Below are 16,143 nucleotides of genomic sequence, written 5' to 3' on the forward strand. Positions count from 1 at the left end.
TGGGTCCCTTCAAATCGTGTAGCCACCGGCGACTTCGATGCTCTGGGCGTTGACCCACCGGCCGTCCTCGGTCAGCAGCATGGCAATCACACGCGCGACCTCTTCAGGCTCGCCGACTCGCGCCAGCGCAGTTTGCGAAGCCAGCAGCGTCTCGAACTCGGAGGTCAGGCCGCCACCGAGCTGGGTGCGGATGGCCCCCGGCGAGACGGCGTTCACCCGGATGCGGCGCTCGCCGAACTCCTTGGCCATGTAGCGGGTCAGCACTTCCAGGCCGCCCTTGAAGGCGGCGTACGGCGCGACGCCTGCAGTGACGACTCGGGTTGTTGCGCTGGTCATGTTGACGATGGCGGCACCGTCCTTCAGCAACGGCAGCAGGGCCTGCGTCAGGAAGAACGGTCCTTTCAAGTGCACATCCATCAGGCCGTCGAACTGAGCCTCGGTGACGGTCTCGATGGGGCTGTAGAGGCCGTAGCCGGCGTTGTTCACCAGGCCGCCGAGGCGGGCTTCTCTCCACTTCGAGGTGAGCACCTCTTTCACGGTCTGCCGGAAGGCGGCAAAGGTCCCGATTGCGGCCACGTCGAGAGGAAGTGCTACGGCGCGGCCGCCAGCCTCGGCGATTCGACGAACGACGCCCTCTGCCGCGTCCGGGTTCTGCTTGTAGGTCAGGATGACGCCCAGTCCACGACGAGCGCATTCGATAGCGGCGCTCGCGCCGATGCCTCGGCTGCCTCCGGTGATGACGATGGTTTCCATGCATTGCTCCAGTGGGTTTCAGTGCCTCCACGATAGGTTTTTGCTCGCGCCGCCGCCCACCTGTTTCTGCCTCGTTCGTGCCTATTCCTGCTTCATCCCTTGTGCCGGGAGCCCGGCCGCAGTCCAATCGCTCCATGGAAGAACAGTTGAACGAGCTTCGAAGGTTGGCGGCTCATGCACAGAACAAGCGGACTGAAACGGGCATTCCCCGTGTGGCGATGGTGCAGGGGGCCATTCCGGAGCATGAGCTTGCTGCCGTCTATGACCCCATGGTCAATGTCATCTTGCAGGGTAGCAAGTCGATGACCGTGGGCGGGCAGACGCTGCACTACGACCCGGCCACCTACTTCGTGATGTCCATCGGCCTCCCGGCGGCGGGAGTGGTGCGCAGCGCCAACTCGGGTGCCCCGTACCTTGCTGTGAGTCTCACGCTAGCGCCCGCTGTACTGACCAGCTTGCTGTCCGATTTGCCTGAAACTGCCGACTTCGCCGGCCAAGAATCAGCCTTCTCGGTGGCAGCAGTGACTCCGGAGTTGCTGGATGCCTGGGTCCGGATGCTGCGGTTGATGGGCCATCCCGCGGACATCCCGGCGCTGGCCCCGGCCTATGAGCGCGAAATCCTCTACCGAGTGCTGCAGGGGCCCATGGGCTGGATGCTGCGCGACATCGCGACGCCGGAAACTTCCTTGGCGCGAATCAACCGCGTGGTCCAACGTATTCGCGAAGAGTTTGCGCGCCCTTTGCGCATGGAGGAACTCGCCGAGGATGCGGCCATGAGCGTCTCGGCGTTCCACCGTCACTTCAAGGCGGCAACGACACTCAGTCCACTGCAGTACCAGAAGCAGACCCGCCTGCTGCAGGCCAGAACGTTGCTGATTTCCGCCGGCGCCAACGTCACTTCCGTTGCACATGAGGTGGGGTACGAAAGCCCAACCCAGTTCAGCCGGGAATACGCGCGTGCCTTCGGGTTGCCTCCTTCGAAGGACGCTGCGCGAATTGCCGCAAGCATGCGATGACCACTACTCAAGAGGTCGAAGCATAAGGGGCGCGGTGTATTGCAGACTTTCTTGCCGCCGTCGAAGATACGCGGCAATGCAACCGACAACGGTTCTGAGTTCGATGTCGCTTGTGCGCCCGATGCCGCCATTCAGTTTGCTCAAAGCGGTCGTCCATGGCTAAACAACGCAGCTCTGCCGTGGGTCCTGTTTACTCAGGCTGCTGACAGACGACCTCCACGTTGATGCCGTCGGGGTCTAGCACGTAGGCAGCATAGTAGTGCTCGTGGTAGCGCGTCCGAATTCCTGGAGGCCCGTTGTCGGACCCGCCGGCCTCCAGCGCGGCCTCATGGAAGGCATCAACGAGAGCCCGGCTCCGCGCCGCGAAGGCGATGTGCGTGCCCGCTCCAGGGGGCTCGCTATCGTGGATCCAGAGAGTTGGGTAGTCATCCTTTCCGAAACCGTGGCGTGTGCCCCCTGTGCGGGTGCGCTGGGGCCCGACGGTGATGATTCGGGTGATGCCCAACGGCGCAAGCGCAAGTTCGTAGAAGCGCCGCGATGCCTCTGCATCGCTCACGGCAAATTCAATGTGGTCCAAGAGTGTCATGGTTGTACGGCGCTCTGCTCAGGCGGTATGCAGGAACGACTCGAAGGCTCGGCCGGCGAGCTTTGCGACAGACACTACGCGGGCCCTAGTCATCCCGGCGCGAGCCGCTGCTGAAAGGCCCTGCAAGGTTGTCACGACGTAGTCGGCGAGCTCCCGCGCACGCTGTGGCTCACTTTGGCTGATGTATCGCTCGATGAAGGTGGCGGCTGCCTGCCCGTAGGCGCTTGCCAAAGCGCGGGCATGTGGGTCGCTCGCGCGCATGCCTTCGGTCGCCATACAGCCGCGCTTGGTCTTTGACTTGGTGTACAGCACGGCAGCGTGCAACAGAAAATCCTTGATTGCTTCAGGCAGTGGTCTGGTCGGGGTCAGGATCTTGTCTGCGGGCAGGTTGGCTTCCTCCACGTAAACAGCTAGGCACTGCTCGAACAGGCCGGCCTTGCTGCCGTAGGCAGCGTAGAGACTCGGTGGATTGATATCAAGGGCGCGTGTGAGCTCAGCGATACCTATCGCGTCGTATCCCCGTTCGTGGAAAAGGTCCTTGGCGACGACGACGCCTGCCTTACGGTCAAAGGCGTGCCGGGGTGGTTGGCCCGATGGGCGCTTGGCAGTGGCCTTGGACGTTCCTGGATCTCTTTGCTTCATTGTTCTACAGGCTCCTTCGACGTTCCTCGAGAGACGCATGACCGAGGCAAGAGCGTTGCAAGTGCCAGGGCTTTACGTCGGACCGGCAAGGGGTGGGTTGAAGCGTGCCGCCGAACGTCCACCCTCTTGCTTTAGCGATCACTATAACTTATTGTAGCGGTCACTACAACACAAGGTGCGCAATGAAAAATCTAATCGGAAAAATAGCCGTCGTGACCGGTGGTGGAAGCGGGATCGGGCTGGCCATAGCCAAACGCCTGGCGAACGATGGCGCCAGCGTGGTAATAACGGGTCGGCGGCAGGCAGTACTTGACGAAGCCGTAGCCTCACTGGGCGGCGACGCCGTTGGGATCGTTGCCGATGTCAGCCAAGCGGCAAGCAATGAGGCGCTATATGCGAATGTTCGGCGCCGCTATGGCCGAATTGATGTTCTCGTGGCAAGCGCTGGCGGAGGCGTGCATGCACCGCTCGGCCAGATTACCGAGGCTCAAATCGACCAGCAGTTCTCAACCAACGTCAAGGGCGTGGTTCTGACGATCCAGGGAGCTTTGGGGCTGTTCCTGCCCGGCTCCAGCGTGGTGATCATTGGTTCTACCGCATCCATGGACCCAGGCCCGACCATGAGCATCTATGGCGGCACCAAAGCGGCTGTGCGCAACATGGTTCGCAGTTGGGTGACGGAACTCAAGGGAACGGGCATCCGCATCAACATCTTGAGCCCTGGGCCGACCAACACTGAATCCCTGCGCGAAGCATTCGGAGATCAGGCTGACGAAGGAATGGCCTTTCTCACTGCCAAGAGCCCGCTGGGCCGCATCGGGGAGCCTGATGAGATCGCTTCGGCCGTAGCGTTTCTTGCAAGCAACGCGTCAAGCTACATCAATGGGGTGGAACTGTTCGCAGATGGCGGAGCCTCGCAGACGTAGCAAGCACGGATATCCGAAAGCCGATTGCGTTTCGCCTTTCAGCCTGAATCAGGTGAGAGGTTGAGGCGAACGACCGCTCCTGGCCCGATTGCAGTCTTCGCTGTCGGCAAACTGCCGCATTCTGCCTTCGGCGGTTCAGGCTCCGTCTAAAAGGTGCGCCACATCATCACAGGAGTCGAATCCTGCGTCCGAGACGAGGCGTTGGACACATCGAACCAAGTGAAAAGAGATGCCAGTCGTCATGCGCGACCAGCGGCGCATGGCCATCGCGCAGCTCTGGCTCGTCCGGCCATCGTCCAGCAGACGGCCCAGCGCAATGACGAAGTGCCGCAGCCGCGACGCGCCGGTGGCACGGTGAAACGAGGCGGCATTGGAAGAGAGGCGGCAGGGGCGCTCGGCATGGCGGCCTGGACCGCGCGTGGCAAACACCGACCTTGAAACAAGGTCGGTGCGCCGGCTGCACGCCAAGGCAATGCGAGGGCCGCCCTGCCCGAAACCTCAGGCAGCGGCCGTCAGGCTCACGGGAACGCTGTCGCCAGCCCGGTTCGTACCGAAGAGGTTGCTTCCGGGCCGATCTCCATGAATGCATCCCCCGTCACGGTGTAGGCAGGCCAGTCCAGCGTGGCCGTGCCGGGACGCCCATGCTTGGCGAAGTTGGTCCAGAAAGTCATCGTCTGTTCCGAGATCGCGGTGTCGGCCGGTCCCCATTCCATCGCGGCCAATACGTCGGCCTCGTCGCCGGCGCTGCCGCTCACGCCGTTGCCGTTGAGGTCGCCGATCGGCGGCTTCTTGCCGTCGGGCGTGAGCGTCAGGCCCAGGCTGTAGTTGGTCGCAATGCCGCGCGGGTAGTCGAACAGGTAGGGCAACTCGCCGCTGTGTCCGCTCAACAGGCCGAGCCGCGTCCAGCCGGCGGGCACGCGGCTGAACTTGTAGACGTACTGCGGCGAGCGGTAGGTGGGCGTGCGCTGCGTCATGAAGACCGGCAGCGCGGCGCGCAGCGAGGGGTAGTCACCCGAGGTCGCGCCCACCATCAGCGGCACGTCGCTGGGCATGCCGTCCGTCATGTTCTGGCCATAGGTCTTGACGAGGTAGCGGTAGTCCACATTGGGCCGGTAGGTCTCGCGCGGGATGCCGGCGTCCAGGTCGGCCTGGGTGAACGCGGTCCACGGCAGGGCACGCGCCTGCGCCAGGGTGGTGGCGCCCACGCGCGCGAACACCGCCTTGCCGATCGCTTGGCCTGTAGCCAGGGAAGACTGCGGCGTTCCCTCGGTGGCGATTTCGCTGGCACCGCTTTGCACGATGGCCTTGTGGAACAGGCCCTTCGCATCCGGCGAATTCATCAGCGAATAGACCTTCCCGCCCCCGCCAGACTGGCCGAAGATCGTCACGTTGTCCGCGTCGCCCCCGAAGGCTGCGATGTTGGACTTCACCCATTGCAGCGCCGCCACGAGGTCCATCTGCCCGTAGTTGCCCGAGCCGCCGTGGCCGCTCTCGGCACTGAGCAGCGGATGGGCCAGATACCCGAACGGCCCGAGCCGGTGGTTGACCGTGACGAGCACCACGTCCTTGGCCGGCAGGCTGGCCGCGTTGTTGTACTGCTTGGAGTTGCTGGTGAGGATGGCGAAGGAGCCGCCATGGAACCAGACCATCACGGGCAGCTTCGACGCGTTCTTGGGTGCCGTCACGTTCAGGTAGAGCGAGTCTTCGCTCATGCCGCCTTCGCCGAGCGGCTCCATCGTCGGGTTCTGCGCGGCCTGGTTGGACCACGCGGTGGCGTCGCGCACGCCGCGCCAGGGCAGGGCGGCCTGCGGCGCACGCCAGCGCAGATCACCCACGGGCGGCTGCGCATACGGGATGCCCAGGTACTGCCAGGTGGTCGGCGTGGCCTCGAAGCCGCGCAGCGAGCCGCCCGTGGTGCTCACCACATGGCGCACGCTGGTCGCGCGCGCAAATTGCTCCTGCGCCGCGGTTGCCGTGCGCGCCGTGCGGGGGCGCGGGTCCAGATCGGAGAAGGCGTTGGCCTGCTCCAGCTCAGCCAGCACGGTCGCCAGGCTGGTGCGGAAGGCGGCCGAGGGCTGCGCGAAGTCGATGGCCGCCGCGTGTCTGGAGACCGTGTCGCGAATCGGGTCCGTGATCTGGATGCCGTTGTTCAGGTCGCCATCGGCGTCCAGGGTCTGCAGCAGCACCAGCTTGTTGCTCACCTGCGGATCGGCGGGCGACGCGGCGCCTTCGCTGAGGCTCAGCGGCGACAGCGATTCGGCGCCGGCGGCCGAGCCCAGCGCGAGTGCACCGATCGAGAAGCTGACCGTTTCGCCCGATGCGTACTGGAAGCGCCCCTCGTCATCGGTGGTGCGCGCGCCAGACACGGAGCCGCTGTAGTTCAGCCCGACCACCGGCCCGCCGGCGAAGGTGCCCGACAGCCGCGGCTGCGTGTCGGGCGCGGGCGGCGGCACGAAGGCGAAGCCGCCACCGCCTCCGCCGTTGCCGCCGCCGCAGCCCAGCACGAGCGCGCTGCCCACGAGGGCCGGCAGCCACCATCGCTTCGATGCGCGCGCATCGAGGGTCTTCCTGTCTCTCGTCATGTTCGTCTCCTTCAAATCGGGATGTCTGCGGGCACGGCCAGCGCATGGCGCGCGCTTTTCACAGCAGCCATAATTCCACTGAATTAATTCACTTGAATTAGGGATGACCCGCCGTGCGCGTCACAATCGCGACGCCATGCCCAAGCCTCCGACGCCCGCCCAGGACACCCGCCGCGATGTCGCATGCACCGGCACGCGGGAGCGTCTGCTGCTGGAAGCCATGCGCCTGTTCGCTCGCGAAGGCATGAATGCCGTGTCGTTGCGGCGCATCGTGGCCGCCGCGGGCGCCAGCAACCTGTCGGCGCTGCACTATCACTTCGGCAATCGCGAGAGCGTGGTGCGCGAAGTGGCGCAGATGCTCAAGCGCATCCTCGAACCGCGGTGCCTGGAGCGCCTGAACGCATTGAGTGCGGACAGTGCGCGCGGCCACGGCGTGCGCGAGGTGCTGGAGGCAGCCTTCGGTCCGATGATCGACATGCTGGCCGAGCCCGGACTGGGGCGCGACGCCGTGTGTTTCATCGGCCGACTGGGTTGGGACTTCGGCGAAGAGGGGCAGCGCATCTCGGCCGACCTGCACCGCGACCTGCTCACGCTCACGCTCGAGCGCCTGGGCATGCTGATGCCCGACCTCGAGACGGAGCATCTGAAGTTCCGCCTGCTGCTCACCATGAACTCGCTGTACTACGGCATCTCGTACCGCAGCTACGCGAAGCGCTCACCGTTCGGGCCGCTGAGCATCGGCCGCCGCGGCAACGAAGCGCAGGAACGCGCCCTGTTCATGGACTACCTGGAGGCCGGCATCCGGCATCCGTCTCCGGTGCCTGCGAACGCGGCATAGCGCGGTTCGCTTCGACCGACTGGTCAGGCCTCTTGGTCCGCCATGTTGCGGATCACGTCCATGAACGCCTGCACGGCCGTGCTGGGGGGCTCGCCTTGCAGCGTGATCAGGCCGAAGTCGGGTATGCGGTTGGGGAGCTCGACCGCAATGCGCGTCAGCAGGCCGCGCCGCACGTACTTTTCTACCAGCGCGGCGGGCTGCAGCGACAGCATGGTCGTGCTCTGCATCAGCTCCAGTGCGATCAGAAATGACGACGTCTCGACGATGCCCGAGGTGAGCGACAGGCCTCGGCTGTGGAAGATGTCATCCGACACCTTGCGCAGCGCCGTGGATGTCGGATAGAGAATCCAGGGCCAGTTCGAGAGCTCCCTCAGTCCGGTGGTGCTCGGTCCGCGCAGCGGATGGTGCACGCCTGCGGTGACCTGCAACCTTTCACCGGTCAGGTTTTCGTAGTGGAACTGGTCGCGCTGGGATTCATCGGTGAAACGGCCGATCATCACGTCGATCTTGCGCTCGGACAGCCACACGATCAGCTGATCGCTGCTTTGTTCCTGCACCTTCACCACCAGCAGCGGCCGCAGGCGCTGCAGCTCGGCCACTGCGGCGATCAGCAGATGCGCCGCCGCTCCCGAGATGGCGCCGATCGACAAATGGCCGTGCCCGCCGAGCTTCAGATTGCTGAACTCGTCCACGAACTTGCGGTGGCTGTCGAGTGCCGAGTGCGCATAGCGCAAGGTGAAGAGTCCCAGCTCATTGGGTTGCATGCCGCGCGGCAGGCGATCGAACAGGCGCGCTTCCAGCATCTCCTCGATGTCCATCAACACCTTGGTGGCCGCCGGCTGCGTGATGTACATCTGCTCGGCAGTCAGGCGCAGATTGCGCGTCTTTCCCAGGATGTCGAGAAACTGCAGATGCCGGAAACGCAGTCTCGAGACTTGCGCCAGCAGCAGGGGTTTGTCCGAAGTCTTGCCTGAACTCATAACCATTTGGAATGGATGCTACCGAAAAAGTCAGTGGACCGTCAGGGGGCCGTGACCTAGCCTTCGGGTCGATCAAGCACGGCCCCGCAGAGAGCCGGCGAGTCGCGGCAAGGTCGGCGCACGCCGCGTATCCATTCCGGAGACATCATGAAAATCAGATCACTGGACCTGGCGCCGGTGCGCACCGATGGCCTGCACCAGGTGCTGCCGCAGGACGGCCTGGCCGGAACGCTCGTCGGCCGTGTCTGGCGTGCCGGCACGCCCGCGGGCCCGGCCGTGGTGGTGCTGCGCCCGGAGGGCGTGTTCGATCTGAGCAAGCACTTCGCCACCATGAGTACGCTGCTGGAGACGGACCATCCGGCGCAAGCTGTGCGTTCAGTGGCCGGCGAGTTCCTGTGCAGCGTCGATGCGCTGCTCGACAACAGCAAGGCGGAAGGCCAGGACCCCGCCGTTCCCTGGCTGCTGGCGCCCTGCGACCTGCAGGTTGTCAAGGCCGCGGGCGTGACTTTTGCCGGCAGCATGATCGAACGCGTGATCGAGGAGCAGGCCGGCGGCGACGCCAGTCGTGCGCTCGCGCTACGCAGCCAGATCACGGCGTCGATCGGCACCAGCCTGTCCGACATCCGCCCCGGCTCGGCCCAGGCACTGGCGTTGAAGAACCTGCTGCAGCAGCAGAAGCTGTGGTCGCAATACCTGGAGGTCGGCATCGGCCTCGATGCCGAGGTCTTCACCAAGGCGCCCGTGCTGGCATCGGTGGGGCATGGCCAGGACATCGGCATCCGCGCCGAATCGACCTGGAACAACCCCGAGCCCGAGGTGGTGCTGGCCGTCAACAGCCGTGGTGACATCGTCGGCGCCGCGCTGGGCAACGACGTCAACCTGCGCGACATCGAAGGCCGCAGTGCGCTGCTGCTCGGCAAGGCCAAGGACAACAACGCGTCCTGCGCCATCGGCCCCTTCATCCGCCTGTTCGATGGCCACTTCGGCCTCGATCAGCTGCGCCACGAGACCGTGCACCTGCAGGTGGCCGGCGACGACGGCTACACGCTGCGGGGCATCAACACCATGGCCAGCATCAGCCGCGACCCGGTCGACCTGGTGGCGCAGACACTGGCCTGCCACCAGTATCCCGACGGCTTCATGCTGTTCCTGGGCACGCTGTTCGCGCCCACCGAAGACCGGGACGAGCCTGGCGGCGGGTTCACCCACAAGCTGGGCGACATGGTCAGCATCCACAGCCCCTGGCTGGGCTGCCTCCTGAATCGGGTGACGCATTGCGAGGCCGCGCCGCCCTGGCGCTTCGGCCTGCGTGCCTTCATCGGCAACCTGGCCGAGCGCGGTCTGCTGCAGGGGGGACGGCTGTGACGGCCGGCCACCGCCTGGAACCCGCCCGGAGTGAGTCCTTTCAACCCAAGGAGACAAGCATGCATCTGACCATCGAACGTGGATCTGCGAGGGGGCGCAGCAGACCTGGCTTCATGCGGCTTTTGATTTCGCTGCCAACCGGACTCGTGATCGCGAGCGCTGCCCTGGCGGCTGATCGGCCTTCGGATCCTGCGGCCTGGCCGGCGCTGAAGGACGTGTACAAGAACTACTTCCTGATCGGCAGCACCAATCTCGACGCGCGCAACTTCGGCGCCGAGGTGGTGCCGGGTGAAAACTCGGTCGCCGCCATGACCCTGAAACACTTCAACGCGGTGACGCCCAGCAACGCGATGAAGCCCGATTTCTGGAATGGAGGGATGAGCAATCTCACCCCCAATTTCCTTACCAATCTGACCTCGGGCATCAACGCCGACATCAGCGCGGCCAATGCGCGCGGCGTCAAGGTCACCGGGCACGTGCTGCTCTGGCACAACCAGTCGGCCCAATGGCCCGCGCCCAACGTCCTGACTTCGAATGGTGGATGGGAAACGCCGTGGGACTACGCAACGGCGAAGACTGGTCTGGAGCATTACGTGCGGACCGCGGCCGGCCATTTCGATCGGGAACCCTTCAAGGCCTACTCATGGGACGTCGTCAACGAAGCGTTCAAAGACAACCCCGACAACCCCGCCGACTGGAGGAACGCCCTGCGAACGGGCTACAGCCCCGAGGAGCGGCCGGCCCGATGGGCGCAAGCCTATGCCAAGGGTGGGAAGAGCTGGGAATACATGTATGACGCTTTCTATTACGCGCGCCAGAACACGACGGCCATCCTGAACTACAACGACTTCAACGACAACGAGCGCGCCTCGAAGGCCACGGCGATCGCTGCGATGGTCAAGGAATTCAATGAACGGTACGCGGCCGAATCGGCTGCCGGCAAGGGGCGGATCCTCCTGGACGCCAAGGGCAAGCCCAGGCCGCTGATCGACGTCATCGGCACGCAGGGGCATTGGGACATGAGGCTCAACCTGGACGCTTTCGAGCGGACCATCAAGACCTATCTCGAAACCGGCGCGAATGTCGATCTGACCGAGCTGGATCTCGCGCCGAACCTGGGCCTGGACAAAGGACAGCGGATCCAGAATGGCCCCGAAATGGAGGCCCTGTTCATGGAGCAGGGCATCCAGTACGCGAAACTTTTCAGCCTGCTCAAGGAATACGCCGCCGGCCCGGGAGGTCGTCACCCTGAGTACAAGGGAGGCGTGCACCGGGTTACCTGGTGGGGGATGACGGACCCGGGCTATCACACCAACGGGTACCCGTGGTCCAGCGTCGGCAAACCCAAGGAGGCGTACTGGGCCACGACGAACCCGGAGCAGTACCTCATCGATGCGGGCTTGCCGCCGAACGGCGTGACCGCCACTTTCAGCTATGGCGGCGAATCCTTCAAAGCCCGGACCTGGGGCGGCAAGAACGCTCAGGCGATGCTCGACATCAACGTGCCGGTCGACACGAAGAACGTCGTCTTCACCGCTGCCAACGTCTCCCTGCCCTCGGGGTTTGCCGTCGAGAGCATGAAGTTCAACCCGCCCGACTGCGCTGTGATTCCCGGCAAGCCCTGCCACGTGACGGTGACCGCGAGGGGGCCCGCACCGGCGGCTGCCCACGTGGAGAACACGGCGACGTTCGTGCTGTCCTTCGGCAAGATGACCGTCGGCTGGATGGATGCCGCCAACGCACTGGAGGCACCCCTCTCGTATGCGGAGGTTCGCTTCAGTGACGGTGTGACCCCGTTCAAGCAGTACAAGACCTCCTACGGGAGCGACGGCATGGCGAGAGCGACCGGCGTCACGGAAATGAAGGCGGTGCCGAAACATGGCCACAACACGCTCGTCCTGTCCTCACGAGACCCGATCAACAATCCGGTCGGACTGCGGTTGCAAAAGCATGCAGCGACGGAAAAAGCCTGGCGGCTCGCCACGAGAATCGAACCCGGGAGGACGTACATGGTCGTGTCCGGGGCGTCGGATCTCAACGGACAGACACAAGCCGCTGCTTTGACCAATCGAAGCAAGCCCGCGACCACGGCCTCGCCTGAATCGCTGTCGCGCACGCCTGTCATCGTCCGTGGCGACATCCTTGTGCCCTTGCCCAATTCGAATGCACCCGCGAGCGAGCCCGCTCTGGCTCAGGACAACCTCAAGTTCGTCTTCGAAGAGGCAAAGAGCCCTGCAGCAGGGCCGTACGCCGCGGAGGAAGGGCACACGATGCAGAGCTTCATCCATGGCACCAATGTCTACCCGCATGTGATGTTCAGAGGCAATGGCGCGAATGGCACCGTCGTGGGGAACCAGCACTCGCTGATCACGCGCCAGACGAACGGCCAGGAGGGCTCGCAGATCGCCGAGAGATCGCTCGATCAGGCGGTCTGGTTCAACACGCCCATCGACCAGAAGACCGGCGAGATGAAGATGTTCCAGTATTCCGACAAGGACGGTGTCAAACAACACCATGTCCTGAAGGAAGTTGGCGATGGCGAGACGCCGAACAGGGACGCCGGGAACGCCATCAGCCAGCGGCAGGCATCGGTTGGCGGGTTCGTCGCCATGCAGGCGGAGGGTCCCGCGGAGGGAACGAGCGTCAAGCTCTATGCCTACGACATCGAGCCTCAGGCGCCGAACAATGAGCCGCCGCCGACGACACAGCCCCCTGCGTCGCCGGGGATGGCGATCGCATTCCCATTCACCAGGCGCGGCGGATCGTTCGACGCGGGCGACCTCGCGCTCGCGCTGGCTGGCCTCGCGGCGCTTGCGCTCGTCCGCCGCCGCCGGCCCTGAAGCTGTGAAGCTGTGAAGCGGGCGCCGAGGTCAGTCCTCGGCGCCGGCCTTTGCCCGCCGCAAGTGCGGCCACGCACCCTGCCAGAGGCAGAGCGCGCCTGCGCACAGCGCGCCGTACAGGTGCGCCTCGACCATCACCTCGCCGCCCATCAGCGCACGCTGCGCGTCCGAAGGCGGATGGAACATCTGCCAGCCGATGCGTGCGATGACGGCCACCATGACGATCCAGGCCACGCGATCGCCGCGCCAGGCACGCGGCGCCAGCACCCAGACGAACAGCCCATAGAGCACGCCGGAGAGGCCGGCGTAGTTCGTGGCCTCGGGCGATGCAGCCATCAGCAGGATCCCCACGCCCAAGGCCAGCACCACGATCGCGGCCGCCCAGGAACGCCCGCTGCAAGTGCCTGCCGCGAACGCGGCGCACAGCGCCAGCCCGCCAGTGTTCATCAGGCAGTGCGCCCAGCCGAGATGCACCGCATGCGCCGAAAGCAGGCGCCAGTACTGCCCGCCGAGCACGGCCGCGCGTTCGTAGCGCAGCGCTTCGTACACCGGCTCACCGCCCGCCTGCAAGGCCAGCATGAGGCAGGCGAGCGCGACGGGAACGAGCCAATTGGCGAAGGACCGCTGTGGAAGAGGTTGCACGGTGGCGGAATTGTGCCGTTAGCTTGCGGGTGATCGTCACGCCTTGGCAGCGGGCTCGAAGATGTGGATGGTCTCGCCGCGTGCGAGCTTCTCCACCAACTGGGCGATGCGTCGGGCGCGCGTCTCGGGCTTCACGGCTTGGTGGCCACCATCCTTGCCGCAGCGCCGGGCCCATTCAAGATGGGCTGCCGGGCGCTTCCACCTCACCAGCCAGCCCAGGCTCTCGTCGGGGTGCGATCCATAGCCTCAGCACGAACCAGGCCAGAGCGAATGCACCCACACTGAAGAGGATGTCGCCTGGCGTGCGCATCCAGACCAGCGCTTCCACGATCGGCTTCTGCATGAACGCTGCTGAACGCGCATACCAATAACCGTGCTCAATCGCCGCCAGCAACTGCAGCGTGCCCAGCGGCAGCAGGGTCAGCACGCCCATCAGGGCCAGCCCGAGATTGAGCGACCAGAACGAAAGCTTCAACATCCCGGTGTTCCAGACCATGTGTCCGCGCAGGCCACGCAGGCAGAACAGGATCAGTGCGATGCCCAGCATGCCGTAGACGCCGAACAGTGCAGTGTGGGCATGCAACGGGGTGAGGTTGAGGCCCTGCATGTAGTAGAGGGACAGAGGCGGGTTGATCAGGAAGCCGAACAGCCCCGCACCCACCAGGTTCCAGAATGACACCGCGATGAAAAACATCACGGGCCAGCGGTAGCGAGCCATCCAGGGCGTTGCCTGCCCCATCTTCCAGGTGTGGTACGCCTCGAAGCCCAGATAGGCCAGCGGCACGACTTCGAGTGCGCTGAAGCTGGCGCCCAGTGCGACCACCGAAATCGGCGTGCCGATGAAGTAGAGGTGGTGGAGGGTGCCCAGGACACCGCCCGACATGAAGATGATCGTCGCGAACAGCACCGCGATGTTGGCGCTTGATGTCCTGATCAGCCCCAGGCGAGTGAAGATCAACGCCATGACCGCGGTGGCAAACACTTCGAAGAATCCTTCGACCCACAAATGCACCAACCACCAGCGCCAATACTCCACCTCGGAGAGGTGGGTGTGCTCGCCCCACATCAGTGCCGATGCGTAGAAGAGGCCGATGGCGACCGTCGAAAGGAACAGCAGCCCCACGATCGATTTGGAGTGACTGGACGGTCCTTTCAAGATCGGCCACAAGGCCCGTCCAACCATCACGACCCAGAGCAGCAGGCCGATGAAAAGGTACCACTGCCAGAACCGCCCCAGGTCGGCGTACTCCCAGCCCTGGTGTCCAAACCAGAAGTTGTAGTCCAGGGGCAGGATCTGCATCACCGCGAACCACTGGCCGGCAAACCCTCCGCTCACGATGAGCAGCAGCGATACGAACAGGAAGTTGACGCCGAATCGCTGGTACTTGGGTTCATGGCCCGAAAGCGCCGGAGCAATGTACAGCCCGGTGGCCAGCCACGCTGTCGCGATCCAGAGCACCGCCAGTTGGGTGTGCCATGTCCGCGCGAGCGAATAGGGCAGGTAGTTGGACAACGCGAAGCCGTAGGCGGCCTGCCCCTCGACCTGGTAGTGGGCGGTGATCGCGCCGAGCAGGATCTGCAGAAGGAACAACGCAAGAACCACCCAGAAATACTTGGCAGTGGCGCGCATCGATGGTGCTATCCGCAGCGATGCGAAGGGATCGCTGGTCGGAACCGCGCGCGCTTCTTCGGCGCGTCCATGGGTGATCGCGTGGTGCCAGCCCAGGATGGCGATGCCTGCGATCAGGAACAGAACGCTGAAGGCCGACCAGACCCAGAGCGCCGGCGGGGGCACGTTGCCCACGAGTGGCTCCGAGGGCCAGTTGTTCGTGTATGTCACCTTCTTGGCGGTCATGCCACCGGTGTCGGGCGCGGGCAGGTCCCCAGGCTTGTCGGCGCGTTCGGTGGTGGCAGCCCACGCCGTCCACCAAAAAAAGGCGCCAAGTGCGCGCCGGTTTTCGGCCGTACCGACCGTGGATTCCTTCATCGCATACTGCTCGCGCAGCTCGGCAGTTGCGCTGTCATTGCCGAAAAGGCTGACGTAGTGCGCAGCGACGATGGACATGGCGGCGGCCCGGTCACCCGTTACCGTGATCGTCCTTGTCTGGGGATCGAAAGTGTTTTCGCGCATCATTGCCTGCAGGCGACCGCGCAGGGCGGACTGCTGCTCTGCGGATAGCTGCGCGTACGTGACGTCGGCACCCTGGCCGCGCGCCCATATGTCCAGCACTGCGGTCGCTTCACGATGGAGCCAGTCCGCGCTCCAGTCGGGCGCAACGTAGGCGCCGTGGCCCCAGATCGATCCCAACTGCATGCCACCTGTCGACTGCCAAACCTGGCGGCCTCTTTCGATGTCGCCACGGGTATAAAGGACGGCGCTGTCTTGCGCCACGACCTTCTCGGGCATTGGCGGCGCGGCGCGAAAGATCTCTCCACCAGCCCACAGCAGTACAGCGAACGAGGTCACCAGCAGAACGGCCAGCGCCGTCCAGAGCTTGCGAGTGCTGGTCATGCAAGTCTCCGTAGATTAGGAGCGACGGCGGTCGAGCGTGCGGAGACTCCAGTCAGGTGGTCGCGGCCATTGGAAAGAAAGCGGTGCATGAGACCTCCTTGGTCAGGGAACGATGCGGCGGCAGTGGCCAGCAGCTCGTGCTTCGGAGGCTTGACGACCCACTATAGGCGCTTCATGGCGCGCACGGCACGCTCTCCATCAACAGCGTCAATGCCTGCGTTGCGCGAATCCATTCGGAAATCAGCCGGCAGCGGGCGATAGCGAGAGTCCGCCATAGAGCTGTCCGATTACAAAAAACGGTCCGCGGCCGCTGAGTTCGAGCGACATTGCGCAGCTATATCTATCGCAAGAACGACAACTTGCGCTCTCGTCGCCGGTGCGGGGTCCGCTGAAAAGCGGCCATGTTGCGCGGCGCTGCGCGTAACTCGCCGCGTACCCGACCCAAGCTCGGGCTTCGGCGC

12 protein-coding genes and 1 pseudogene are annotated in these 16,143 nt (G+C 64.6%); 5 read left to right on the forward strand and 8 right to left on the reverse strand.

Annotation, left to right across the window (positions count from 1 at the left end; all coding sequences use genetic code 11):
- Positions 1-9: 9 nt before the first annotated feature.
- Complete coding sequence (locus tag AC3A6J_RS13595; RefSeq protein WP_487860473.1) at positions 10-753, reverse strand: SDR family NAD(P)-dependent oxidoreductase; 744 nt, start codon at positions 751-753, stop codon at positions 10-12.
- Between the two features lie 134 nt (positions 754-887).
- On the opposite strand from AC3A6J_RS13595, the gene AC3A6J_RS13600 reads away from it, so the two are divergent.
- The gene (locus AC3A6J_RS13600) at positions 888-1,769 is read left to right on the forward strand and encodes an AraC family transcriptional regulator (protein WP_487860474.1); all 882 of its coding nucleotides are present in this window, start codon (positions 888-890) and stop codon (positions 1,767-1,769) included.
- Between the two features lie 190 nt (positions 1,770-1,959).
- Here AC3A6J_RS13600 and AC3A6J_RS13605 read toward each other — a convergent pair whose 3' ends face one another.
- Together AC3A6J_RS13605 and AC3A6J_RS13610 are read right to left on the reverse strand one after the other, a co-directional pair.
- Positions 1,960-2,355, reverse strand: a complete 396-nt coding sequence (locus AC3A6J_RS13605) for a VOC family protein (protein WP_487860475.1) — start codon at positions 2,353-2,355, stop codon at positions 1,960-1,962.
- Positions 2,356-2,373: 18 nt separating this feature from the next.
- Positions 2,374-2,997 carry a TetR/AcrR family transcriptional regulator gene (locus tag AC3A6J_RS13610; protein ID WP_487860476.1) on the reverse strand — a complete coding sequence of 208 codons (624 nt, stop codon included), beginning with the start codon at positions 2,995-2,997 and terminating at the stop codon, positions 2,374-2,376.
- Between the two features lie 182 nt (positions 2,998-3,179).
- Here AC3A6J_RS13610 and AC3A6J_RS13615 point away from each other — a divergent pair, with 182 nt between their 5' ends.
- Positions 3,180-3,923 carry an SDR family NAD(P)-dependent oxidoreductase gene (locus AC3A6J_RS13615; protein WP_487860477.1) on the forward strand — a complete coding sequence of 248 codons (744 nt, stop codon included), beginning with the start codon at positions 3,180-3,182 and terminating at the stop codon, positions 3,921-3,923.
- Between the two features lie 518 nt (positions 3,924-4,441).
- Here AC3A6J_RS13615 and AC3A6J_RS13620 read toward each other — a convergent pair.
- Complete coding sequence (locus tag AC3A6J_RS13620) at positions 4,442-6,505, reverse strand: carboxylesterase/lipase family protein (protein ID WP_487860478.1); 2,064 nt, start codon at positions 6,503-6,505, stop codon at positions 4,442-4,444.
- A gap of 136 nt (positions 6,506-6,641) precedes the next feature.
- Here AC3A6J_RS13620 and AC3A6J_RS13625 point away from each other — a divergent pair, with 136 nt between their 5' ends.
- Positions 6,642-7,343, forward strand: a complete 702-nt coding sequence (locus AC3A6J_RS13625) for a TetR/AcrR family transcriptional regulator (RefSeq protein ID WP_487860479.1) — start codon at positions 6,642-6,644, stop codon at positions 7,341-7,343.
- Positions 7,344-7,366: 23 nt separating this feature from the next.
- Here the strand turns inward: AC3A6J_RS13625 and AC3A6J_RS13630 are convergent, their stop codons facing one another.
- The gene (locus tag AC3A6J_RS13630) at positions 7,367-8,329 is read right to left on the reverse strand and encodes a LysR family transcriptional regulator (protein ID WP_487860480.1); all 963 of its coding nucleotides are present in this window, start codon (positions 8,327-8,329) and stop codon (positions 7,367-7,369) included.
- Positions 8,330-8,470: 141 nt separating this feature from the next.
- On the opposite strand from AC3A6J_RS13630, the gene AC3A6J_RS13635 reads away from it, so the two are divergent.
- Together AC3A6J_RS13635 and AC3A6J_RS13640 are read left to right on the forward strand one after the other, a co-directional pair.
- Positions 8,471-9,688: a fumarylacetoacetate hydrolase family protein gene (locus tag AC3A6J_RS13635; protein WP_487860481.1), complete on the forward strand. Its 1,218-nt coding sequence runs from the start codon at positions 8,471-8,473 to the stop codon at positions 9,686-9,688.
- Positions 9,689-9,747: 59 nt separating this feature from the next.
- Positions 9,748-12,528 (forward strand): endo-1,4-beta-xylanase, encoded by a 2,781-nt coding sequence (locus tag AC3A6J_RS13640; protein WP_487860482.1) that lies wholly within the window; start codon positions 9,748-9,750, stop codon positions 12,526-12,528.
- A gap of 30 nt (positions 12,529-12,558) precedes the next feature.
- Here the strand turns inward: AC3A6J_RS13640 and rrtA are convergent, their stop codons facing one another.
- From rrtA to AC3A6J_RS13655, 3 genes and pseudogenes are all read right to left on the reverse strand, one after another.
- On the reverse strand, positions 12,559-13,170 hold the full coding sequence (gene rrtA / locus AC3A6J_RS13645; protein WP_487860483.1) for a rhombosortase: 612 nt from the start codon (positions 13,168-13,170) through the stop codon (positions 12,559-12,561).
- Positions 13,171-13,206: 36 nt separating this feature from the next.
- A pseudogene (locus AC3A6J_RS13650) lies at positions 13,207-13,308 on the reverse strand (YdeI/OmpD-associated family protein); the annotation flags it as partial.
- Between the two features lie 37 nt (positions 13,309-13,345).
- Positions 13,346-15,682, reverse strand: a complete 2,337-nt coding sequence (locus AC3A6J_RS13655) for a nitric-oxide reductase large subunit (protein WP_487860484.1) — start codon at positions 15,680-15,682, stop codon at positions 13,346-13,348.
- Between the last annotated feature and the right edge of the window lie 461 nt (positions 15,683-16,143).

Source organism: Variovorax sp. Soil_C_39 (genome assembly GCF_057656815.1).